This is a genomic window from Tenacibaculum profundicola, from assembly GCF_057220795.1.
This window is the reverse complement of the sequence record NZ_CM170137.1, coordinates 1,967,399-1,990,917: the sequence shown is the minus strand read 5'-3', so window position 1 is coordinate 1,990,917 and position 23,519 is coordinate 1,967,399. Positions and strand designations below refer to the sequence as shown.

Here is a 23,519-nt window from a genome sequence, read left to right as displayed (position 1 = left end):
ATCAATTAGGTTTTCTTTTATTTTTACAGAATAATTTATCTTTTTTGATTTATGAATTTAAATAACATTGTGGTTTTTTGTGGTTCAAGTACAGGATTCAAAGAAGTGTACACCAATGCTGCCATTACTTTAGGTAATTATTTTGTGAAAAATAATATAACTTTGGTGTATGGTGGTGGTAAAATTGGACTGATGGGGGTAATTGCCAATACTATGATGAAACAACAAGGAGAAGTGGTTGGAATTATTCCTAATCTATTAAAACACGAAGAAGTTATTCATGCAAACATTTCAAAGGTTGTTGTTACCAACACCATGAGTGAGCGTAAAGTTGTCATGAGTAAAATGGTTGAGGCATACATAACATTACCAGGAGGATTCGGAACATTGGATGAGCTTTTTGAAGTGCTAACGTTGCAACAGTTACACGTTGAGCAGAAGCCCGTTGGATTGTTAAACGTGAATGGTTTTTTTGATGCTACACTCCGACAGTTAGATTTTATGGTAGAAGAGGGGTTCTTAAAGCCTGCAAACAGGGCATTGTTGTTAGTTGATGATTCTGTCGAAGGATTGATGCACCAGATGAAAAATTACAAAGCACCAGATAAAACACATATAATAAACAAGGTAGTTCGATAGATGACAATTAATTGTAAAGGAAATCTAATAGATTTAAGTAGCCCTAAAGTAATGGGGATTCTGAATATTACGCCAGATTCCTTTTTTGATGGAGGAAAATATAACAATACCAAAGAAATATTAATTCAAACGGAAAAAATGTTAGCTGAAGGAGCTACATTTATTGATGTTGGAGGTTATTCATCACGCCCAGGAGCGAAGCATATTTCTGAAGAAGAAGAATTAGAACGAATTGTACCTGTTATAGAACTTTTGTCAAATGAATTTAAAGATATCACTATTTCTGTTGATACATTTAGGAGTAGAGTTGCTTCGGAAAGTATACATGCTGGAGCGGCAATTATAAATGATATTTCGGGAGGTAAAATGGATAAAAACATGTTCGAAGTTGTAGCAAAGTTGCAGGTTCCCTATATACTAATGCATATGAAAGGAACTCCTCAAAATATGCAAACGAACCCTCAATATGAAGATGTAGCAAAAGAACTTATTTCATTTTTTGCTGAACAGATTTTTAAGCTTAAAGCATTGAAGGTGCATGATGTCATTGTTGATGTTGGTTTTGGTTTTGGAAAAACGATACCACATAATTTTGAACTACTTAAAAAATTGATCTTATTTCAGAATTTAGACACCCCAATTTTAACGGGAGTTTCCAGAAAGTCTATGTTGTATAAAACACTAAACTGTTCGGCAGAAGAAGCCTTAAATGCTACTACTGTAGCGAATACAATAGCTCTAATGAACGGCACTCATATTTTAAGGGTACACGACGTTAAGGAAGCTGTTGAAGCAGTTACTCTTTTTAATCAGTTGTAAAAAAATCAGATTACTGATTAATTTTTGATATTGTGAGTTTTATAGGTTGATCAGCGTACTATTCTTAGTATTAGTTGAGAAAAGTAAGGACGTTATTGGATGTACATACATTGTTATGTTCGATCAGAAAATTATCAATTTTGAATAAGTAAATAGCTCATGATTTTGTTTTTAAAAAATGAGTACATTTACATAAATACCAGTAATTAAATGAATTTAGATTTTATAGATGTTTCGTTTCTTGATATACTAGATATTATTTTGGTAGCTGCTTTGTTGTACTATATTTATAAATTACTTAAGGGTACGGTAGCTATAAATATTGTAATAGGGATTGCATTAATTTTTATAATCTGGAAGATTACGCAAGCACTTCGTATGGAGATGCTTAGTGGTATTTTAGGGTATTTATTGTCAGGAGGCGTTATTGCCTTGATTATCGTTTTTCAACAGGAAATCAGAAAGTTTTTATTAATGATTGGAACCACTAATTTTTCAACAAGAAGAGGTTTTTTAAATCAGTTAAAATTCTTAAAATCAGAGATTAATTCTGAAATAGATGCAGAAGTAGTATTAAAAGCTTGCACTAATTTATCAAAAACGAAAACAGGTGCTTTAATAGTTATTGAAAAAACTAACAACCTCGATTTTTTGATTAGTACTGGTGATAAAATGAATGCTTTAGTAAATGAGGCGATTCTTCAAAGTATTTTTTATAAGAATAGTCCGTTGCATGATGGGGCAACAATAATTAGAGATAATTATATAGTAGCAACTCGGGTTATATTGCCTATTTCCGATAATAGTCAAATACCTTCTCGTTTTGGTTTGCGTCATAGAGCTGCCATCGGTGTTACTGAAAAAACCGATGCTATATGTTTGTTGGTTTCGGAAGAAACAGGTGAAATATCGTATATAAAAGATGGTGAATTTGTATTGTACAATACGTTAGAGAATCTATTAAAGAAGCTTCAAGAAGACGTAATGATAGCATAAAAAAAAAGAACTTCTAAGAAGTTCTTTTTAGGTAATATTTTTTTTGAAATTATTTAGCTGGAGCCATTTTAGCTTGAATAGCATTCATTACGCCATTAAATTTCTTAGCACCTTCATCATCTAAAGTCTTTACTAACTCACTCCCTTTAGTTGCAAGTTCAACACCTTTTTTAGCTAATTCAGTATTTTTTACAACATCACCTTTTGCAGCCATATATTCTTTAGCATAGGCAGCGTAATCTTTTAAATGTTGCTCAACTTTTTCATTATCAAAGCTAGGGATTGTAACACCTTCTAAAGTTGATTCAACAGCATCAGCAGCTTTATCAACAGCTTCTTCCGTTTTTTCTGCTACTTTGGTTGCAGCGTCACTTACAGCTTCAGCGGCTTTATCAGCAGCTTGCTCTGTAGCTTCAACGGCAGCTTTTGTTTCTTCTTTTGCATTTTTACAAGATGTTGCTAATAATGAACCAGCAACAAATACAGATAAGATTACTTTTCTCATGGTATGTGATTTTTAGTTTTAAGATCGAAAACAAATGTACTCTTTTGAATGGTGTAATCAAACTTTATTCTACAGTTTCCTTACTAAATTGTTTGTCGTAGAGGTTTTTATAAACACCACCTTCTCTTTTGAGTAAATCGTTATGATTTCCTTGCTCTACGATCCTTCCTTCATCCATCACAATAATTTTGTCGGCCTTTTTTATCGTTGCTAACCTATGCGCTATAATAATTGAAGTTCTGTTTTTTGTAATTTGGTCTGTAGCGTATTGAATCATTTGTTCGGCGTACGAATCTACTGATGAGGTTGCTTCGTCTAATATCAAAATACTAGGGGTGCTTAGATAAGCCCTTAAGAACGCTATTAACTGGCGTTGTCCGGATGACAACATAGCACCTCTTTCTTTTACATTGTAATGATAACCATTGGGTAAACTCATTATAAAATCATGAATACCTATTTGTTTAGCGGCTGTTTTTACTTCATCAAATGAGATAGCATCGTTGTTAAGGGTAATATTATTTAAAATACTGTCAGAAAATAAAAAAACGTCTTGTAATACAATGGCTATTTTACTTCGTAAAGTATTAATATCGTATTTGTCTACAGAAGTAGTATCTATCGTAATTTCTCCGCTGTCTATTTCATAAAACCTACTGATTAAACTAATTATTGTAGACTTACCGGCTCCCGTAGCACCAACAATAGCCACTGTTTGTCCTTGGTTGACGGTGAAGCTAATTCCTTTTAGAATTTCTTCATTTTCAATATAAGAAAACCGAACATTGGTAAAGGAAATATTACCCTGTATATGCGTTGCATCAATATGGCCGCTCTTGTCTATTGAGCTTTCGGTATCAATTACGGCAAACACGCGTTCACCTGATACGATGCCCATTTGCAACTGATTAAACTTATCTGCAATTTGTCGTAAGGGTCTGAAAAGCATTTGTGCCATTTTAATAAAACCGATGATAGTAGCAATGCTTAATGCATTATTTTCAACTATTTGAAAACCGCCATACCAAACGATCAAACCTATAGCAATTGATGATAAGATTTCAGCGATAGGAAAGAAAATTGAATAATACCAGACCGTTTTAATATGTGCTTTTTTATGATTGTTATTAATAGTTACAAAATTGTCATACTCAATTTTTTCACGGTTAAAAAGCTGAACAATTTTCATCCCAGTTACACGCTCTTGTACAAAACCGTTGAGGTTAGCTACTTGGTTTCTGACATCTTGAAAGGTTGTTTTTATCGCAATTTGAAAAAGTTTTGTAGCATAGATTAAAACAGGAAGAACGGCTAGAGCAATTAATGCTAGTTTCCAGTTAATCACAAACATCACAATAGCAACAACAAGCATTTTTAAAATGTCACTAACGATCATAAAAACACCCTGTGTAAAAAAATTAGCAATAGTTTCAATATCAGAAACAACTCTAGTAACCAGTCTGCCAACAGAGTTTGTGTCAAAATAACTCATTTTAAACCCTATAATTTTTCTAAATGTTTTGGCTCTTAAATCTTTAATGATATGTTGTCCTACCCAATTTGCGTAATAAATAAAAGAGAATTGAAGTAGTACTTGAATTAATAAAACAGCTATCAATAAAAGAATATTGAAAAGTAATTGATCAAGGTTTTTGGTTTCTGTAAAATTGTCGATAGCGTATATTAAAATATAAGGGTCGGCAGCAGAAACAATGGCTAGAAGAACTGTTGAAAAAATAGCAATGCCAAATTTTAACTTATATCGTTTAGCAAAGCTCATGAGCCTTGTAAAAATTTTAATATCAAATGCTTTTCCTGATGTTGTACTCACTATATATATTTGTATGCTACGTTGGTTAAAAATAATCCTTTTGCTGGAACTGAAACACCAGCATTGCTTCTGTTTTTACTTTCAATAATTTTTCTAAAACCTTCAATAGATGTTTTACCCAAGCCAACGTCTAATAAAGTTCCTACAATAGCGCGAACCATGTTTCTTAAAAAACGATCGGCGGTAATATGAAAAGTTAAAGCGTTTTCCGTGAGTTTCCAGTGGGCATTGCTAACTTCACAGATAAAGGTATGCACATCGGTTTTAACTTTTGAAAAACATTCAAAATCAGTATATTCATATAATATTTCAGCAGCCTCGTTCATGGCGTCAATATTTATGTTTTCATATTGAAGTTGCCATGTAGTATCTAATAAAAAAGCATTTCTCCCTAACCAAATTCGATATTCATAACTTCTACTTATAGCATCAAAGCGGGCATGTGCTTCTTTAGGTACTTGTAGGGTTTTATAAATAACAATATCATTTGGTAATATGGCGTTTAATCGAAAACTAAAATTACTGTCTATTACTTTGTCTGTATCGAAATGAGCGTACATTTGAATGGCATGCACCCCTGAATCTGTTCTGCCTGCTCCTACAACTGAAACCTCACTTTGTAAAATAGTGCTTATGGCCTTGTTTATTTTTTCTTGTATGGTGATAGCATTGGGTTGTATTTGCCAACCGTGATAATTTTTTCCGTGATATGAAAGTTCAATAAAATATCTCAATAAAACAATGTTTTGAACTGCTAAATTATGGAATTTTTACCTATTAGAAAGTATAAAAAATTATAAGGGTTTTTTTTAGGGTCTTAACATTTATTTAACATGTTTTATTAACATTTGTTAAGGGGATAAAACGTGGTTTTTTAGTATATTTGAGTCAATAGACAAATAGTCCCCCCGTATGTCTGTCCCCTTAAAAGATAAACTCGTAATTCGTTACGAGTTTGTTTTTTTTAAAGCGGTTTCTTAGAATAAATTACGGTAGCTTTATAAGTTAAATTGTATTAAAAAAAAACTGGTTAATTAGCGTTGGGTTTTATGGGTTCTGATGCTTGCTAAATTGTAGATTTGCTTCGTAATCAGAATGACGCCATAGTGCATAGGAATGAGCTTAAATGATTTGGATGAAATAGATCCTATTTGTATATGGTTAGGGGTGATTTTAAGCAGCTATAATTAATTTACTATAAACACTTTTAAATGATGAAAATAGTACTGTTGTCAGATACACATAGTTATATCGATGAGCAAATTCTAAAGTTTGTTAAACAAGCTGATGAAGTTTGGCATGCTGGTGATATAGGAGATTTAAAAGTTACGGATACCATACAACAAATAAAGCCACTAAGGGGGGTTTATGGTAATATTGATGATAAAGATGCTAGGGCTGAATTTCCGTTAGACAGTAGGTTTGAAGTAGAGGGGGTTACTGTTTGGATAACTCATATTGGCGGGTACCCAGGTAAATATACGGCTAGGGTGAGAGCAGGCTTACAAAAAGAAGCCCCTCAATTGTTTATATGTGGTCATTCTCATATTTTAAAAGTCCAATATGATAAAAAACTGAATTTACTTCATTTAAATCCGGGTGCAGCAGGTAAACATGGCTTTCATAAGGTGCGCACCATGTTGCGGTTTGAATTAGACAATGGTCAGATAAAAAATTTAGAAATTATTGAATTGGCTAAGCGAAATTAAAGCTAGGTCGTTTTTTAGCCGGAATAGACATAGAGATTTTAGTACCTAATTTTATGCCAGACTCTATTAAAAAATTACCATTCATTACTTGTATTCTAGCTTCTATTTGATGGAGACCAAGACCAGTTTTTCTACTATTATGCTTGTAGTTAAAGCCAACACCATCATCTTCTATTAATATAGAAAGAAATCCGTTTTTCTCTTCAATAACAATATGTGCATTGCTCGCATGACTGTGTTTTATAATATTATTGATAAGTTCATGAATTACATTATAAATTTTTATTTCAAACTCTTGATTGTACCTATGTACGTTATTGAAAGCTGTATGAAAAGTAAGTTCAGAGTTGGAGTATTTTTTAGCAATATCTTTAATAGCGTATTCTATACCGAATTTTAATAGTATCGAAGACACTAAGTTGTGTGATAAATCACGTACTTTTTGCGAAGCTTCTAAAATAATTTCTTGCGTTTTTTCTAATTCTATTGGTGAGTTGCCGTTAAATTGTTTTTTGGTAGCGCTTAGGTGCATGTTTGCTGATGACAGTAAAGCGCTCACACTATCATGCAAGGTTTCGGCAATCTGTTTTCTTTCAGTTTCTTTCGCATCAATAGTGGCATTTAATAGTTTTACTTGCGATTCTGAGCGTAAACGACTTATATTTTGTTTTTCTACAAGTTTATTCTGTACTAGTGTTAGTTTCAGGTTTTTTTGACGTAGCTTGTAGTTGTAGATTATTACTGCGGAAACTATTAGAATAAGTAAACTTAGCCCTAAAAGCATTTTATCAGTATTTCTTTTTTTTATTTTTTCAATCTTTATCTCTTTGTCATGTTCTAGTCTTATAAGTGATTGATTATGATTGTTTTCCAGGTTCTTAATCACTCTTCTCAAGTCTTTCTCTCTTAGATCATCTTCAATTTCATAGGATACTTCTAGCTTATCATAAGCTTCTACCTCATTTAATGTTCTCATAGCCCAAGCAAGATTACTGTATAGCGTAGCTTTCAATTTATCTGTTTTGAGTCTTTGTTGATCACTTATTATGTTTATGGCTTTAAGGTAAGTAGCTTTAGCTCCTTTAAAGTTACCTGCAAATAAGTCTATATTACCTAGGTTATTCAATGCATAAGCCAATTTTACCTTATCTCCAAGTTTTTCTTGAATATTGACAGCCTTGAGTGCAAAGACTTTGGATTTGTCGAATAATGAATCCAATTGGTATAAGGCGGAAAGATTAGTGTAAGAACTTGCTTTACATATTTGGATATCATTGTTTAAACCGGTTAACCGACCGTTTTTTTCTAAAAAATATATTGCACTATCTCTTGTCTTTGATAATTTTTTTATTATGTCTTGTCTAACAATTTTTTTTTCTTCAGCAGTATCTAGAAGATCCCTTATGGTTTTAAATTCATGAAGATAAGCGCTTCCTAAACGGAGATAAATTTTCGCAAAATCTATATCAGAGAATTCTAGATTTCTTTTAAACTCTAATCCATTAACAGTGGATGCAGTTTCCAGATTTTCTAAAGCGATTTTATAGAAGGTTAAGGCTTTTTTGTTTTCATAAGTTTTATCGTAGATGTCAGCAATAAGCTGTGCAGAAAGGTATGTTAAGTGATAGTTTTTATTTTTTTTACTTTCAGTATATACTGAATAAGCTTCTTGCAAAGCTTCTAGATAGTGTTCCTGTTTAAATTTTGCATATATGGAACTAAATTTTTCTTCAATTAATGTAGAATCATTTGTTTGATTAATAAAAAGAATAGTCATATCATCAGATAAGACTATTCTTTCAGTTTTACTATGTGCATAAGTCTGCGAGGCTATCACTAAAAATAAAAGTAATAGATGAATTTTCAGCAATATTTCTTTAATCATTTAAACTGTATTAGTTTGGTGTGAAATATGATATATTTTTATGCTCAAGATATAAAATGAATACCCGAGTATAATTTGATAATTAATGGTTTTGAAAGTACTACATAAAATCATTCCCATTGTCTATTACAACTTGTGGTTTTCTTTTGGTTGAAATTCGCCCATATGATCGTCCATCATTTTTATGATTTACAAAAGTAATTTTTAAAACATTACTATCAGTAACATCTAGTATTCTTGAAAAAGAGGTGTTTTTGCCATCTCCTTTTGATAAATGTACCTCATAGGTTTCGATATCGTTATTATACACAAATTCGGCTTGTACACTAGCGTTAATTTCAAAATCTAAGGTAAAGGTGCCGTTTGTGTTTCTGGTAATACTATAATTGTTTAGGTATTCTGTAACCCCCGTTCTTCCTGCGAAGGTAATATTTTCATCTTCAACAGCAATACTCGTTTTTTTACCGTTAGTTGATTCTAAGAAATTGATTTTTAAAAAATCTTCTTCAAGTTTGTAATTAGCGGTATGATTTTCTGGTGTTTCATCGTTGTTATCAGATAACACAATTTCGTGCGAATTATCTGGGTTTTGGAAGTTGTCTACTTGGGTGTTTTCTGCCACATCATAGTCTAAAGAGTATTGGCCATTGGCATTTCTCTTTAAGGTATACGATTGTAATTTGTTAGTATCTCTTTCATGGTTAGTAAGTAATTCTGCGTCACTTTCGTTTGATGAACAAGATGTAAAAAAAATAAGACTTAGAGCTGCGAAAAGGATTGTAATTTTTCTCATGGTTTCTGCTATTTAAAGGTTTTAAAAAATAAGAGTTTTAAAAAAATAAGAGTTAAATATATTTATTGGTGTTTGTATACGAAATATAGAAAATAAGGCGATGTACTTAGTGAAGACAGATGGAGATACGGGGGACGTTCTCAACGTTAGGGGATAAAGAAAACAAAATGAAGGGGTTTCTCTAAACTATGTTATTATTAAATAACAGCGTACATCGCCAAAAATATTTTCATGCTTATTAACTGTAGTTCTTAGCGATGTATTTCATCAGGAATCATAGGATGAGGGGGGTCTTTGGGGGCAAAGAAAATAGAATGAAAGGATTATACTATCTTATTCCTAACTGCGTACATCGCTAAACCTACTACATTTTTTACTTTTAATTTTTTATAAAGATTGCGACGATATGATTCTACAGTTTTTACACTGATACGTAGCATATCGGCTATTTCAGATGAACTTCTCTCTTGTGCAATTAACTTTAGAACTTCAATTTCTCTATCGGTTAATTCTTTATGAGATTCTTCTTTATTGTTTTCTATCTTAGAGCTTGCCACATATAAATTAAAGAGTTTACTTTTAATATCTTCATTAAAATACTGTAACCCTTTATTTACAGCTCTGATAGCGTCGACAATATGATCACTTGCACAACTTTTTTCTAGAAATCCGTTAGCGCCTAAGGCAATCATTTCCTGAACAAGTTTGGCATCGCTTAAACTAGAGAGAATAATGGTTTTGATTTTTACATCACGTTGTTTAAAAACTTTTAAAACATCTATTCCATCCATCTCGGGCATATTAATATCTAGTACCAATATATCAGCGGTGTTTGTGCTTGACCAGCTTACGAGTTCTTTTCCTGTTAAAGAGAATCCCTCGACTTCAATGTCATCTTCAATATTTATTAAAGCCATCACTCCTTCTATAAGGATTTTGTGATCATCGGCTATATGAACTTTAATCTTGTAACTCATGCTTGTTTACGTTTACAAATTTATATGACAACTTCGTTTCCCACAATACTCATTACCCCTAAACGTTACTTAAGGGTTTTTACTTAACTCGCTAGGGTTTACCCTTAATTCGGCTTTAACATTTGGTATTAATGTGTTGGTTTTCAATGGTTTGAAGTATATGTTTATACCATAAAGTTATAATAAATTAATTGAAAACCATAATTAAGTTGATCATTTTTACTCGTTATTTTATTTGTTCAATATATAATACCATTTACAAATTATAATTATCGTAATAAAAAGGTGTTTTTGCACTCTTCTTTATTAGGAAAGGAAATCATAAACGAAGGCTATGCATAATTTTTAGTAAGAAAAAAATCATCATTTTCTTTTTCACTAGTTTTAAATCATTGCGTATAAGGCATTATAAAGCAGAAATTAAAAAGACCGAGAATGGCTTCTCGGTCTTTTATCGCACTAAATATACTAAGATGTTAGGCTTATCGTAATCTATCTACAGATTTTACAAGATCTTCATCCTTTTTAATTGCTTTATTTGCTAAAACTACCAGCAAAATAACAATAATAGGTAAGAACATCCCAATACCTTTCTCTGAAACGGTTGCTTCTCCAGATAATGTTAGTGATACATAAATCAATAATCCTAATAAAAAAAGATTTGTCAAAATAGCTAATCTGCCTACCACGAACTGTAATTGTCTATTTTTAAATAAAAAGATAGAGACCAATGATAATAAGGCAGAGATAAAAAATAATACAGGAACCAATTTTTGAAAAATGGTATCAGCTGTAAATAAGTCTACTATATATATAGGAGTGTTTTCTTTCCCTTGAGTCCATAAGTTAACTAAAAAAGTCAATCCGCCAGAGATCAGAGTAGCTAAGAAAAGATATATAGTTTGTATACGTTGAATCATTTTTTTTTGTTAAAAGGCAAAAATAGGACTTCTTTTTTTAAAAAGAAATATAAACAAGTTAAATTATTTGCATATATTTGCCTTGTAAGCAACCGCACATGTAACTGTTATATACTTCCTATAACGAAGCAATCAGGAAAACAAACAAAAATTTTTTCAAATTCTTAACAATAAGAATTTTTAACCTAATATTATAACTAATGTTCGAGATTTCGGAATTAAAAGCTAAGAAACTTACTGATTTACAAACAATAGCAAAGTCTATTGGATTAACCAAGATTAGTCAGTTAAAAAAATTAGATTTAGTTTACAAAATTTTAGATGCACAAGCAGAGGCTACTAATAGAGAAGAAAAGCCAGTAGAGGTGTCAGCTCAAAAAGAAAAGCCTAAAAGAAGAAGAATATCAAAAAAAGCATCTGGATCTAATGAAACTAAAGAAGAAATAAAAGCTCCAAAAGACCCGGTACCTGTTCCTAAAAAAGAAGAGGCTAAAAAAGAAGAGGCTAAAAAAGAGGTACCTAAAAAAGAGTTGGAAGTAAAGACAGAAGAAGTGCTTCCAAAACCGGTGCCTAAAAAAGAGATGATTGTTGAAAAGAAAAAAGAACCGGTAAAGGCAAAGCAGAGTAAGGTAGAAGATAGCCGAAAGCCAGTTTCTGAAGATAAAAAACAACATAGTAATCAGAATACTAGACAGCAACGAAATCAGCAAAGCAATAAAAACAAGCACCACCAAAATAAAAACAAAAACCAAAACCAGAACCACAATAAAAGTGGTAATAAATATCGCGATCCTGATTTTGAATTTGATGGAATTATAGAGAGTGAAGGTGTGTTAGAAATGATGCCTGATGGTTATGGGTTTTTGCGATCTTCTGATTATAATTATTTATCATCTCCAGATGATATTTATGTGTCGCAATCACAAATTAAACTATTTGGTTTAAAAACAGGGGATACCGTAAGAGGTAATGTGCGCCCACCAAAAGAAGGCGAAAAATACTTTCCTTTAATTAGAGTTTCAAAAATAAACGGATTAAATCCTAATATTGTTCGCGATAGAGTTTCATTTGAACACTTAACGCCGCTTTTTGCTGAAGAGAAATTTAATTTAGCGCAGAAAGGAAGCTCGCTTTCAACAAGAATCATAGACTTGTTTTCACCTATAGGAAAAGGACAACGTGGTATGATTGTAGCACAGCCGAAAACGGGTAAAACAATGTTACTGAAAGATGTGGCGAATGCTATTGCTGCAAATCATCCTGAAGTTTATCAAATAGTCTTATTAATTGACGAGCGTCCTGAAGAAGTAACCGATATGCAGCGTAGTGTAAGAGGGGAAGTTGTAGCTTCTACTTTTGACGAACCAGCAGACAAACACGTAAGGGTAGCTAATATTGTTTTAGAAAAGGCAAAACGTTTAGTTGAATGTGGTCATGATGTAGTGATTTTGCTAGATTCTATAACACGTTTAGCTAGAGCATATAATACCGTAGCACCAGCTTCTGGTAAAATTTTGTCAGGAGGTATTGATGCTAATGCATTGCATAAGCCGAAACGATTTTTCGGAGCTGCACGTAACATAGAAAATGGTGGTTCTTTAACTATTATTGCTACGGCGCTTACGGAAACAGGATCTAAAATGGATGAAGTGATCTTTGAAGAATTCAAAGGTACTGGTAATATGGAGCTTCAGTTAGATCGTAATATTTCTAACCGTAGAATTTACCCTGCAATTGACTTGATAAAATCGAGTACCCGTCGTGACGATTTATTGTTAGATGCAAAATCTGTTCAACGAATGTGGGTGTTGCGTAAGTATTTAGCAGATATGAATCCGATAGAAGCCATGGAATTTATTCAACAAAGAATTAAAACTTCAATCAATAATGAGGAGTTTTTAATTTCAATGAACGGATAAGTTTATACATAATATAGATAGTAAAAAAACCTGCTTTTGTTAGTAGGTTTTTTTTATTTGGGATAAAGTACAGTATCTAAAGGAATGTCAAATTTATTGACATCATCAATAATGTCAATAGGTGTAAAATAATTTAAACCAATAGTTTTTACAGGGTTTTTACAAGAGGCTAAAAACCGATCATAAAATCCTTTTCCGTAACCTACTCTGTAGTTCTTCTTGTCAGATATTAGTAAGGGAACAAAGACTAGGTCAATATCTTTAACTTTTGCTTCCTCTGCATTTATGGGTTCTGGTACTCCGAACTTATTTAAGTTGAGTGGTGTGTTTTCTTCGAGATAAAAATGGGTTAAAGAATCGTTTTTAAAATTACACTTACTAACAATTATTCTTTTTTGCCGTTTTCTAAAAAAATCAATAATTGGTTGTGTATTGATTTCATTGAATTTTTCCATCGATAAAAATAAATGGACATTGTTAATGCTTTTGATATTCAGTTTGAAAACCTGATCATAAATAGATTGCTCGAAAGTTTCTTTTTCAGAGCGAGTTAGTTTTATTCTTTTGTGCTTATAAAGGTCTCTTAACGCTGCTTTTTTCACGAGGCTATAAATTTTTCAATTCAGTTTGCATTTTTTTTGTCAAGCCATCTACCACTAAACCGTAAGAATGATCAATCAATTCAAAAGCAAGCGTATCCGAAACATCGTTGTTTAGCGTAACAGTATTCCAATGTTTCTTGTTCATGTGAAATCCTGGGTTAATGCTATCATATGTAGCTCTAAGTTCTTCAGACCACTCTGGAGAGCATTTTAAATTTATTTTAGTTTCTCCCTTTTCCCAATTACTTAAGCCTACAAGTGCAAACATTTTACCCATCACCTTAAATACTAAGGTAACGTCGTCAAAAGGAAAATGTTCTGTAACTCCCTTCTTTAAGGTGCAATATTCGTGAAGTTGCTCTATATTCATCTAGTTAACTTTTTCTAGTTGTGTGTACGGTAGTTCTAAAGCGGTATAATCAAGTTTCCATCCAATGGTTTCCACTAAATTATTCATTAATACAATGGCTTCCAAGGCTTCTTTGTTAGCAGTTTGCATTAGGTTGCTTTCTGGCACTTTTTGAATTATGTGCTCTTTGGCTTCGGCATTAACGTTTGTTAAATCTTCAGAGTTGAATTTATTTAATAGGCCGTTTTGAATATCATAAAATCGAATAGTAGGTTCTACTGAAAATATTTCTGGTTCTGGAAACGCTGCTAAAACAATAGTTTTGTTTTTAGTGTCTGCTTGCATTTTAATTTTTCTAAAATCAAAGCCAATATGTACTTTTGCATTGATGATGATAATGGCTTTTTTCTTACTGGTAATAAGCCCTAGAAACTTTTCTTTTGAGTTTTCGTGATGATATATTTCTGCAAATTCTCCTTCAACAGTGATCAATTTTGACACCTTTTTAATCTTGTCTAAGAGTACAACAGATTGTTTTTCGGTTAAATTTCTTTTACTTGAAGAAGCAAACTTTTGAAAAACAAAGTAAGAAATAACGGCTCCTCCAGCTAAACCTAAAAAAAGTAATTCCATAAACACGAAGTTACTAAAAATAAAAAAAGACTTAAGTTTTTCTTAAGTCTTTTTGGTCGGGGTGGCAGGATTCGAACCTGCGACCTCCTGCTCCCAAAGCAGGCGCGATGACCGGGCTACGCTACACCCCGATAAGTGTAAATCGTTTTTGGATAAAAACACAAAAATTAAACCCTAATTATTTGGGACTGCAAATGTATAAAAAAAAAGCATAACACAAATGAAAAAATAACTAAATGTGTCATTTTTCTTGTCTATTAACCGATAGTGAAAATATATGGTCTTAAGTTGGTAAAAAAAATAAAAAAACTACATTTGTAAACACTAATTTATAAGAAAATATGGCGGAAAAAATAAAATGTTTGATTATAGGTTCTGGGCCTGCTGGATATACTGCAGCGATTTATGCAGCTAGAGCAGATATGAAACCAGTAATGTATACAGGCATGCAAATGGGAGGGCAGTTAACTACGACAACAGAAGTTGATAATTTTCCGGGGTATCCAAATGGAACCGATGGAACGGCAATGATGGAGGATTTGAAGAATCAAGCTGAAAGATTTGGAACTGATGTCCGCTTTGGGATGGCTACAAAAGTTGAGTTTGCTGAGAAACCAGGAGCGCTTCATAAAGTTGTGGTAGATGAGACAACAGATTTGGAGGCAGAAACTGTAATTATCTCTACAGGAGCAACGGCTAAATATTTAGGGTTAGAGAGCGAGCAACGTTTAATTGGCGGTGGTGTTTCGGCATGTGCAACCTGTGATGGATTCTTTTACAAGGGGCAGGATGTTGTAGTGGTTGGAGCTGGAGATACCGCAGCGGAAGAAGCTACTTATTTGGCGAATATATGTAACAAAGTTACCATATTAGTTCGTAAAGATTATATGCGTGCTTCTAAGGCAATGCAACACAGAGTAGAAAAAACACCAAATATTGACGTATTATACAATACAGAAATTGATGAAGTGTTAGGAGTTGATGTTGTAGAAGGTGTTCGTGCTGTTAACAATCAAACTGGTGAAAAATTTGATATTTCCGTAATGGGTGTGTTTATTGCGATTGGGCATACGCCTAATACACAGCTTTTTAAAGGGATGTTAGAAATGGATGATACAGGATATCTGATTACAGAAGGAAAAACGACAAAAACGAATTTACCTGGTGTTTTTGCAGCAGGTGATGTTCAAGATAAAGAGTATCGTCAGGCTGTAACGGCAGCTGGTACAGGATGTATGGCGGCTTTAGATGCTGAACGCTATTTAGGTGCTTTGGAATAGTATAGAAAGAATATAATAATGAAAAGCTTCCTTTTTTAAGGGAGCTTTTTTGTTTCGTGATATCGATAAACTACTTAGAAATTATACGATTTACAGATACATATTTCGTATATAGGTATTGAATTGTTTTAAGTTAGTTTAAGGCATAAAACTTTAGCATAGCCAAGCTATGGTTAAGTTTTATAACGCAAAAATAGCTACAAAAGAAATAATAGATATGCGAAATATGTATCTGTAAATCGTATTATTCATCGGATGGTTTATCTACTCTTAAATGATCTATGACTAAAAACTTCTCTCGTTAAAATCCATATTTTTAATAATTATAATTCTGGAAATATATGTTATTGGAGGGTTTTATATTCAAGTGATTTTAGGAAAAAGAAGCTCTGTAGATTGGTCAGTATTTGGTTCAAATCAACGATTGTTTATTAGTATATTCTAAGGTTTTTTTATTACCGTTTTAATGGTTTTTGGTAAACAAATTGGTTGGAGGGGTGTTTACAAAGGATATTATTTTCTACAGTAAGAGAAATAAAAAGGAGTGCTGATTTTAGGGGTAGTGCGGGGTTTTAGCATCTTCCAGTGGCTCTTCAAGGTTATAATTTCACTAGAGTCTTTTATAACTTATCCATTAGCCTGTATTGCTTTTTCATTTATAATTACTTATGTCGGTAGTTGGGGATATTTCATATTTATTGCCGCAATAATGTACGGGGCAAACAATCATTTTAATGTAATTATGTTAAATCCAACGGAACTAAATGACGAATGGAGTTTTGCTTGGGTTAGTAATGCTATTTGTTTAGATTTAATTATTGTTTTTTGTATTGGGAAAAACTTAAAAGGAGAAAAGAAACGATATTGAGTTAAGGGCAAATTACTAAAATTACAACAACAGAAAGTTGTAATTTGCTGTTGTTGTAATTCTTATATTTACTTTAGAGGATCTAAAAAAGTTAGTAAAAGGTTAAAACTGTTTAAACCTTTTAATTCACAGAGAAATAGTCTTCAGGATTTACATTTTTGTTGTTTTTTTTAACTTCGTAGTGCAAATGCGGTGCTAGTGAATGCCCTGTATTTCCTACATAACCAATAACTTGACCTTTTTTTACCTGTTCTCCTGTTGAAACAATGTATTCTTTCATGTGAGAATATAAAGTTTCAAATGTATCATTGTGTCTTATGCTAATCATATTTCCATAGCCTCCATTATGGGATGCAAAGGTTACTACACCATCGGCCGTAGCACGTATTTTAGTACCTGATTTTGCGATAAAATCAATACCATTATGCATTCTCTCAGATTTAAGAATAGGGTGTTTTTTCATACCGAATTTTGAGTTAATTTTAATATAGTCTCCCTTTTTGATAGGCAAGATACTTGGAGTATTGTTTATAGTATTAGATCTATAGTTGAATGACACTAATAGAATAGCTACTATTGGTAATAGAATTGTATAGTTTAACAATTTCCATTTAGAAGTTTTGTTTTTTGTAATCATGGTTATTCTTTTTTTAATGGTTAGCTCTCCAAAACAATTACAGATTTTGGTTTTGTTTTGATAAGGTAAATTGTCTAGAATGACTTGGAGATAAGATGTAAGGCTCTCTTCTTTTAGAGAAGCTGTATCTACTTGATATTCGTGTACTGTTTTTAGGTGTTTTTGAAAGAAATAAACAAGAGGATTAAACCATAAAAAGGCTTTGTAAACTTCACAAATAAGTAAATCAAAAGTGTGTTTTTTTATACCATGCAGTTTTTCATGATAAATAATGGTTTTATTTACAGTTCTTTGCTTTTCAATTGGAATAAAAATCCAATTGAAAAAAGAAAAATAGTAGGAATGGTTTGAGTATATCAAAAGGTGTTTTCCATCGATATTTTGCAAAGAATTTTGCTTGATTTTAATTAAATACCTTATGTTCAAAACGAGCTTAGTAAGAAAATATAGCACACCTAACCCATATATAACAAACAACAGTTTATTAAGGTGTAAAGAAGTTAAGATGTTCTTTGTGTTTGAATAATGTAATGAGGCAGCACCTTCATTTAAAACTATAGAATTTTTAAATACGGGCATTTTAGCTACGATTAGATCTAAATTTACATAACTAGTTTTAAAAGTAACTAGAGGTAGTAAAACACTCACTATCGGAATGAATAGTAAAAACAATCTATTAAAGTTATGAAATGTATTTTTTCTGAAGGCTATGAGATATAAGGAAAATAATAGCGTGAATACTATGTTTACCTTGAGTAATAAATAGAAAAAATCAGTCATTTTTATTCTTTAAATTATCAATTTTAGTTTCAATCAATTTCTTTATTTGATCCAATTCTGAAACACTTATGTTTTCATCATCGGTGAAAAATGAAGTGAAATTACTAATTGAACCGTTGAAGAAATTATTCACAACATTAGTAAAATGTTTTCTAAAATACGTGTCCTTTGAAACTAAAGGGGAGTATTGATTTGTTTTACCAAAGGTTTTATAGTCAATGAACTTCTTTTTTGTTAGCACTTTTATTACTGTTTGCACGGTAGTGTAAGCAGGTTTTGGCTCAGGATATACTGCAATGATATCTTTTAAAAAAGCTTTTTCAAGCTTCCACAATACCTTCATCACCTGTTCTTCTGATTTTGTTAATTCTTTCATTGTTAATGATTAAAATGTCGCGACACATTTATTAAATAATTTCCTAAAACATTATTTTGTTAAATAATATCTAAGGAATTCTATAACGCAAATATATAACTATAAATGTAGTTTCAAAACTATATTTATAGTTATATGCATTAATTTATTGTTAAAAGGCTATGTGATGCTACTGATTTAAGTAGCCTAAACATATTAGTTTCTGTATGGTTATTGAAAACTGTTTTTTGTAATTAATTAATATTCATGGATTTATGATTAAGTGGAGTATGTAGGTTAGTATCAAATGACAAAAGTTAATAACACAGAACTTCTTCTTTTAATTTTTCTTGCATTACAGAAGAGACATCTTTAATAAAATCATCTATCTGATTTTTGGTAACATTTGGCATACATATAATATGTGTAATGTCATCTTCTGTTGCTAATTGCCATTTGTCTTTAATAGAATCTGGCATTTTAGGCAATACAACAGTGATGGCACCTGGATTGCTCCAAGCATTAATACCAATTTTCAATAATTCTTGTTTGCAATAGCGAGCAACTTCTAAACTATGTTGATATCTCGCTTTTAATCCGCCTACCCCCATTTTTTGAATAGCATACCATAAAAACAATGGGCTATGCCCATTTCTAGAACCTGTAATGGTTGTATCTAAAGATCCGATATAAGATATACCTTTAGAAACACGGTCTCGCAAAGAGCGTCTGGTAACAATAACCCCAGCAGGAATTGGAGAACCTATAAATTTGTGTCCGCTAATAGATATACTATCGGCACCATCCATAAAATCAAAAGGAATCTTAGGTTCCACAAAAGCACCAAAAGACCCTGCTAAAGCACCATCGCAATGTATATAATGATCTTGTATTGCTAATTTTTTCAGTATGCCTTTTACTTTAGAAACATCATCTTTGGCTTCTTTCATAGTGGTGCCATAAGTAGTTAAAATTATGGCAGGCTTGTGCCTGTTAAACTTTAACGTCTCTTCTAAATCGTTATAATCAATTTCCCCATTTTCTTGAGAACGGATCACGATACTAGGAATGTTTAATAAATGGATGTTCTTTTTTACACTATAATGCGTAGATTCAGAATAATAGACCATTGCTTTAGGATACATTTCTCTAGCGATATACAAACCGTATAAGTTACTTTCTGAGCCTCCATTGGTAACGTAGCCCCAATAATCTTTTGGGTTCGCTCTAAACATTTTTGCAAAGAAGTTTACAACTTCACGTTCTATTTCATGTGTCTGTACTTTATAGGTGCTATCTTCAAAAGGATCTCCTAAATTGTTAATAGGATATTGTAAAAACTCATATAATTCTGAATAGTCAAAATCTTTAGAAACAGGATACCCTAAAAATGAGTTTCTTGCCTCTCTAATTTTATGTAATAAACCGTTTAAACGATTTTTTTGTGCGGTAATGCTTTCCATAGTGTTAAAAATATTAGATGATATTTCTATGCAAATTTACGAATATTTAGAATTTTAATCTTTTAAATGCGCGTAATCAGTAAATAAATCTTATATATTGCGATTTTTTAAGTAATATTGCTTTTTAGGGATTGTGAATTAACTAATTTTAGAAAAGAGTTCTTTTATGGATAATAAGGATAGAGAAATATTGAAGGAATTACAGCAGAATGCAAAACAAAACACTAAAGAAATAGCCATGAAAGTGGGCCTGTCCGTGACACCTACGTATGAACGAATAAAAAAACTAGAGCAACAAGGTTTTATAAAAAGGTATGTTGCTTTATTAGATAGAAATCTCATAGGAAAACAGATCATTGCTTATTGTCAAATTACACTTTTTAAGCATCAAAAAGATTTAATAGACAGTTTTAAAGAAAGTATATTAGCTTTTTCAGAAGTAATGGAATGTCACCATGTGTCTGGTAACTTTGATTTCTTATTAAAAGTGGCGGTAAATGATATGAATCACTTTCAGGGTTTTATTAATGATAAACTGTCGGTAGTCGAGGGAATTTCAACGATACACAGTTCTTTTGTAATGAATTCGTTTAAAAACAGCACATCTTTTTCGTTATAAAAACAATGTATGACCTCTTAAAATAACCGTTTTATTTTTTTAGTTGGTTCGAATAGTTTTCTAATTGTCGTTTTTCTTTTGTTGTTAATTTGTCAATTCCTTGTTTAAGAATTTTATCAAGTAGCTCATCAAATTCTTTTTGAGTTATTACTTCCTCTGCTTTTTCTTTAAGGTTATAGGAACTAATTTCAGGCCTTTTGTTAGATTTAAAAGGCTTTTTAATATGAAGTATTTCTGGTCGCGTAATAACAAAATAGAGAAAAATAATCGTAGGTAAAAAGGTTAATAAAATAGGAAGAGAATTTTCTGTTAATGAAGTTGGTTTAATTACAATGGCCACAATCATTCCTAATAACGCGCCCCCTAAATGTGCTTCATGACCTATATTGTCATTGTTAGACTTGATACCGTAAATAGTATAACTAATATATAATAACCCAAATAACCAGCTGGGTATAGATATAGGAAGTAGTAAAATACTAATACCTATTCCTGGGAACAAAGCAATAGAGGCGAAGATAACTCCAGAAACAGCGCCAGAGGCCCCAACAGCGCTATACGCATAATGCTTTTTATGAAGTATTAGTGCAAATAGATTTCCTGCAATCAAGCTAATAAAATAAATAAGGAAAAAGTTTATAGAACCGAGTTTTAGTTCTAAAAGAGCACCGAATGAGTAAAAACTAAACATATTAAAAATCAGGTGCGTCCAGTTTACATGGAGAAAACCGGAAGTAATAAGTCTTTTATAGTCTTTATGGATTAAAATTTTATCGACCTGAAATTTATAGTTATTTAAAAATTTCCAGTTATTAAATCCTATATAGGAAAAAACTATAGTGCCAAATAGTATAAGTAGTCCAACGGTTCCTAAGTCTAGCATTGTATTTTAAGGTGATTTAATAGGTAATTAGAGTTGTTTAGTATTCTGTAAATTCAAAACAAAGTACTAGTTAAAATAAAGATAAGAAAAAAGACCGTTAAAACTTAATTTAACGGCCTTTTAAACAAACAACTAAATTCTAAAACCTATAAAAGTTGAAGAAGTCTTCTATTCAATACTCAGTTTCACGATAATTTCTTATCTACTGATGTTGAAATTTAATTTTACTATTCCTCTAGGAGGAAGACTAGAAGCAGTATTGATTTTCTGCTTTTAATTTTTCTGCGATCGTGTTACGTAGCTCAACTACATTAGGATAGTTCGTGTATTTTGTAAAACGTTTTAATCCCATTAACATCATGCGTTGCTCATCACCTTCTGCAAAAGAAATAATTCCCTCTTTAGCATTTTTAGCAATGATATCTACGGCATTGTATAAATATAATCTAGCCATAGCAATTTGTTCTTCTTGAGCGTCTTCACCGAAACGCTTCGCATTCTTTTCAGTTCTTAAAATAGCAGATTCTGCCATGTATATTTCAATTAGAATATTTGAGGCAGCCGTTAATAACTGTTGATGTTTTTCTAATTCTGGTCCAAATTTTTGAATAGCAGCTCCAGCTACCATTAAAAATACTTTCTTTAATTTACCAATAACATCTTTTTCTTCAGAGAACAATTCAGAATAATCAGGAGTATCGAAAGACGGTATCCCCATTAACTCATCAGCTACTTTCATCGCCGGATTCAATAAATCGACATGACCCTTCATTGCTTTCTTAACTAACATTCCAACAGAAAGCATTCTGTTTATCTCGTTAGTTCCTTCATAAATACGTGCAATACGAGCATCTCTCCAAGCAGCTTCCATAGGAGTTTCTTCTGAGAATCCCATTCCACCAAAAATTTGAATTCCTTCATCAGCACAATTCTGTACGTCTTCTGAAACAGCTACTTTTAAAATAGAACATTCAATAGCGTATTCTTCAACACCTTTTAACTCTGCTTCTTGGTGAGAGTTTCCTTCAGATTCACGAATATGAATTCGATCTTCAATGTTTTTAGCAGCTCTATAAGAGGCAGATTCACCTACATATACATTGGTAGCCATTTCTGCTAACTTCGACTTAATCGCACCAAAATCGGCAATAGGTGTTTTAAACTGCTTACGCTCATTGGCATATTTTACAGCCTCAGTGATAATTCTTCGTTGAGAATCTAAACAAGCCGCAGCTAATTTTATACGACCAACATTCAATGCGTTCATGGCAATTTTAAATCCACCACCACGAACCGATAGCATATTTTCAACAGGAATTAATGTATCGTTAAAAAATACTTGTCGTGTAGAAGAAGCACGGATACCTAACTTATGCTCTTCTTCACCCATGGTAACACCATTAGGGTTGTTCTTATCGTATTCTAAAATGAATCCTGTAATATTTTTATCATCTTCAATTCGGGCAAACACAATAAAGATTTCTGCAAAACCTGCATTTGAAATCCACATTTTTTGTCCATTTACTTTATAATGTTTACCATCTTCGGTTAACTCGGCAGTTGTTTTACCTGAGTTAGCATCTGATCCAGCACCTGGTTCAGTTAAACAGTAAGCTCCGAATCTTTCACCTGTAGCCAAAGCAGGAACAAATTTTTGCTTTTGCTCTTCAGTTCCATATAAGGTAATAGGCATAGTACCGATACCTGTATGCGCTCCAAAAGCAGTACTAAAAGAACCTGTTCCGCTTGAAATATAATCACAAGTTAACATGGTAGAAACAAATCCCATTCCCATGCCGCCATAAGCTTCAGGAACTGCCACGCCTAAGAAACCTAACTCACCTGCCTTACGCATTGTTTCTTCGGTTAAGGCATAATCTTTCGCTTCAAAACGGTTTTTATGTGGAATGATTTCACGGTCATTAAATTCCATAACCGCTTCTTTCATCATTCTTTGCTCCTCAGAAAAATCTTCAGGAGTAAATACATCTTCGTAATTAGTTTCTTTTACTAGGAATTGTCCTCCGCGTAAAATATCTTTCGTTAATTCTGACATT

At 32.2% G+C, this 23,519-nt stretch carries 23 protein-coding genes and 1 tRNA gene; 8 read left to right on the top strand and 16 right to left on the bottom strand.

Features of this window, described 5'->3' with window-relative positions; genetic code table 11:
- Positions 1-51 precede the first annotated feature (51 nt).
- From AC2TDS_RS08465 to cdaA, 3 genes are all read left to right on the top strand, one after another.
- Complete coding sequence (locus AC2TDS_RS08465) at positions 52-639, top strand: LOG family protein (protein ID WP_484738661.1); 588 nt, start codon at positions 52-54, stop codon at positions 637-639.
- Positions 640-1,458, top strand: a complete 819-nt coding sequence (gene folP, locus AC2TDS_RS08460; RefSeq protein ID WP_484738660.1) for a dihydropteroate synthase — start codon at positions 640-642, stop codon at positions 1,456-1,458.
- 210 nt (positions 1,459-1,668) lie between these two features.
- Positions 1,669-2,454 carry a diadenylate cyclase CdaA gene (cdaA, locus tag AC2TDS_RS08455; protein WP_484738659.1) on the top strand — a complete coding sequence of 262 codons (786 nt, stop codon included), beginning with the start codon at positions 1,669-1,671 and terminating at the stop codon, positions 2,452-2,454.
- A gap of 49 nt (positions 2,455-2,503) precedes the next feature.
- Here cdaA and AC2TDS_RS08450 read toward each other — a convergent pair whose 3' ends face one another.
- From AC2TDS_RS08450 to truA, 3 genes are all read right to left on the bottom strand, one after another.
- Complete coding sequence (locus tag AC2TDS_RS08450) at positions 2,504-2,959, bottom strand: hypothetical protein (protein ID WP_484738658.1); 456 nt, start codon at positions 2,957-2,959, stop codon at positions 2,504-2,506.
- Positions 2,960-3,023: 64 nt separating this feature from the next.
- Positions 3,024-4,790, bottom strand: a complete 1,767-nt coding sequence (locus AC2TDS_RS08445) for an ABC transporter ATP-binding protein (RefSeq protein ID WP_484738657.1) — start codon at positions 4,788-4,790, stop codon at positions 3,024-3,026.
- The gene (gene truA, locus AC2TDS_RS08440; protein ID WP_484738656.1) at positions 4,790-5,524 is read right to left on the bottom strand and encodes a tRNA pseudouridine(38-40) synthase TruA; all 735 of its coding nucleotides are present in this window, start codon (positions 5,522-5,524) and stop codon (positions 4,790-4,792) included. Before truA ends, AC2TDS_RS08445 begins: the two co-directional genes overlap by 1 nt.
- Before the next feature lie 477 nt (positions 5,525-6,001).
- Between truA and AC2TDS_RS08435 the strand changes: the two genes are divergently transcribed.
- Positions 6,002-6,499 carry a metallophosphoesterase family protein gene (locus AC2TDS_RS08435; RefSeq protein ID WP_484738655.1) on the top strand — a complete coding sequence of 166 codons (498 nt, stop codon included), beginning with the start codon at positions 6,002-6,004 and terminating at the stop codon, positions 6,497-6,499.
- Here AC2TDS_RS08435 and AC2TDS_RS08430 read toward each other — a convergent pair.
- From AC2TDS_RS08430 to AC2TDS_RS08415, 4 genes are all read right to left on the bottom strand, one after another.
- Positions 6,486-8,384 carry an ATP-binding protein gene (locus AC2TDS_RS08430; RefSeq protein WP_484738654.1) on the bottom strand — a complete coding sequence of 633 codons (1,899 nt, stop codon included), beginning with the start codon at positions 8,382-8,384 and terminating at the stop codon, positions 6,486-6,488. The genes AC2TDS_RS08435 and AC2TDS_RS08430 overlap by 14 nt on opposite strands.
- A 100-nt stretch (positions 8,385-8,484) precedes the next feature.
- Positions 8,485-9,177: a hypothetical protein gene (locus AC2TDS_RS08425; protein ID WP_484738653.1), complete on the bottom strand. Its 693-nt coding sequence runs from the start codon at positions 9,175-9,177 to the stop codon at positions 8,485-8,487.
- 323 nt (positions 9,178-9,500) lie between these two features.
- The gene (locus AC2TDS_RS08420; protein ID WP_484738652.1) at positions 9,501-10,154 is read right to left on the bottom strand and encodes a response regulator; all 654 of its coding nucleotides are present in this window, start codon (positions 10,152-10,154) and stop codon (positions 9,501-9,503) included.
- Positions 10,155-10,636: 482 nt separating this feature from the next.
- On the bottom strand, positions 10,637-11,074 hold the full coding sequence (locus AC2TDS_RS08415) for a DUF4293 domain-containing protein (protein WP_484738651.1): 438 nt from the start codon (positions 11,072-11,074) through the stop codon (positions 10,637-10,639).
- Between the two features lie 200 nt (positions 11,075-11,274).
- Between AC2TDS_RS08415 and rho the strand changes: the two genes are divergently transcribed.
- The gene (gene rho, locus AC2TDS_RS08410) at positions 11,275-12,993 is read left to right on the top strand and encodes a transcription termination factor Rho (RefSeq protein ID WP_484738650.1); all 1,719 of its coding nucleotides are present in this window, start codon (positions 11,275-11,277) and stop codon (positions 12,991-12,993) included.
- A gap of 53 nt (positions 12,994-13,046) precedes the next feature.
- Here rho and AC2TDS_RS08405 read toward each other — a convergent pair whose 3' ends face one another.
- From AC2TDS_RS08405 to AC2TDS_RS08390, 4 genes are all read right to left on the bottom strand, one after another.
- Positions 13,047-13,595 carry a 5-formyltetrahydrofolate cyclo-ligase gene (locus tag AC2TDS_RS08405; RefSeq protein WP_484738649.1) on the bottom strand — a complete coding sequence of 183 codons (549 nt, stop codon included), beginning with the start codon at positions 13,593-13,595 and terminating at the stop codon, positions 13,047-13,049.
- A gap of 4 nt (positions 13,596-13,599) precedes the next feature.
- Positions 13,600-13,965 (bottom strand): MmcQ/YjbR family DNA-binding protein, encoded by a 366-nt coding sequence (locus tag AC2TDS_RS08400; RefSeq protein WP_484738648.1) that lies wholly within the window; start codon positions 13,963-13,965, stop codon positions 13,600-13,602.
- Complete coding sequence (locus tag AC2TDS_RS08395) at positions 13,966-14,577, bottom strand: DUF4230 domain-containing protein (protein ID WP_484738647.1); 612 nt, start codon at positions 14,575-14,577, stop codon at positions 13,966-13,968.
- A gap of 53 nt (positions 14,578-14,630) precedes the next feature.
- A tRNA-Pro gene (locus tag AC2TDS_RS08390) sits at positions 14,631-14,708 on the bottom strand.
- Positions 14,709-14,918: 210 nt separating this feature from the next.
- Here AC2TDS_RS08390 and trxB point away from each other — a divergent pair.
- Positions 14,919-15,857 (top strand): thioredoxin-disulfide reductase, encoded by a 939-nt coding sequence (gene trxB, locus AC2TDS_RS08385; RefSeq protein ID WP_484738646.1) that lies wholly within the window; start codon positions 14,919-14,921, stop codon positions 15,855-15,857.
- Positions 15,858-16,401: 544 nt separating this feature from the next.
- Positions 16,402-16,725 (top strand): hypothetical protein, encoded by a 324-nt coding sequence (locus tag AC2TDS_RS08380; protein ID WP_484738645.1) that lies wholly within the window; start codon positions 16,402-16,404, stop codon positions 16,723-16,725.
- A 121-nt stretch (positions 16,726-16,846) separates the two neighbouring features.
- Here the strand turns inward: AC2TDS_RS08380 and AC2TDS_RS08375 are convergent, their stop codons facing one another.
- The 3 genes from AC2TDS_RS08375 to AC2TDS_RS08365 form a co-directional block, all read right to left on the bottom strand.
- Positions 16,847-18,142 carry a peptidoglycan DD-metalloendopeptidase family protein gene (locus AC2TDS_RS08375; protein ID WP_484738644.1) on the bottom strand — a complete coding sequence of 432 codons (1,296 nt, stop codon included), beginning with the start codon at positions 18,140-18,142 and terminating at the stop codon, positions 16,847-16,849.
- Complete coding sequence (locus AC2TDS_RS08370; RefSeq protein WP_484738643.1) at positions 18,135-18,518, bottom strand: BlaI/MecI/CopY family transcriptional regulator; 384 nt, start codon at positions 18,516-18,518, stop codon at positions 18,135-18,137. Before AC2TDS_RS08370 ends, AC2TDS_RS08375 begins: the two co-directional genes overlap by 8 nt.
- 296 nt (positions 18,519-18,814) lie before the next feature.
- Complete coding sequence (locus tag AC2TDS_RS08365; protein ID WP_484738642.1) at positions 18,815-19,960, bottom strand: histidine decarboxylase; 1,146 nt, start codon at positions 19,958-19,960, stop codon at positions 18,815-18,817.
- A gap of 166 nt (positions 19,961-20,126) precedes the next feature.
- Between AC2TDS_RS08365 and AC2TDS_RS08360 the strand changes: the two genes are divergently transcribed.
- Positions 20,127-20,579, top strand: a complete 453-nt coding sequence (locus AC2TDS_RS08360; RefSeq protein WP_484738641.1) for an Lrp/AsnC family transcriptional regulator — start codon at positions 20,127-20,129, stop codon at positions 20,577-20,579.
- 31 nt (positions 20,580-20,610) lie between these two features.
- On the opposite strand, the gene AC2TDS_RS08355 is transcribed toward AC2TDS_RS08360, so the two are convergent.
- Together AC2TDS_RS08355 and AC2TDS_RS08350 are read right to left on the bottom strand one after the other, a co-directional pair.
- Complete coding sequence (locus AC2TDS_RS08355) at positions 20,611-21,462, bottom strand: rhomboid family intramembrane serine protease (RefSeq protein ID WP_484738640.1); 852 nt, start codon at positions 21,460-21,462, stop codon at positions 20,611-20,613.
- A gap of 247 nt (positions 21,463-21,709) precedes the next feature.
- Positions 21,710-23,518, bottom strand: coding sequence for an acyl-CoA dehydrogenase FadE (locus AC2TDS_RS08350; protein WP_484738639.1), 1,809 nt, complete (start codon positions 23,516-23,518; stop codon positions 21,710-21,712).
- Position 23,519 lies beyond the last annotated feature (1 nt).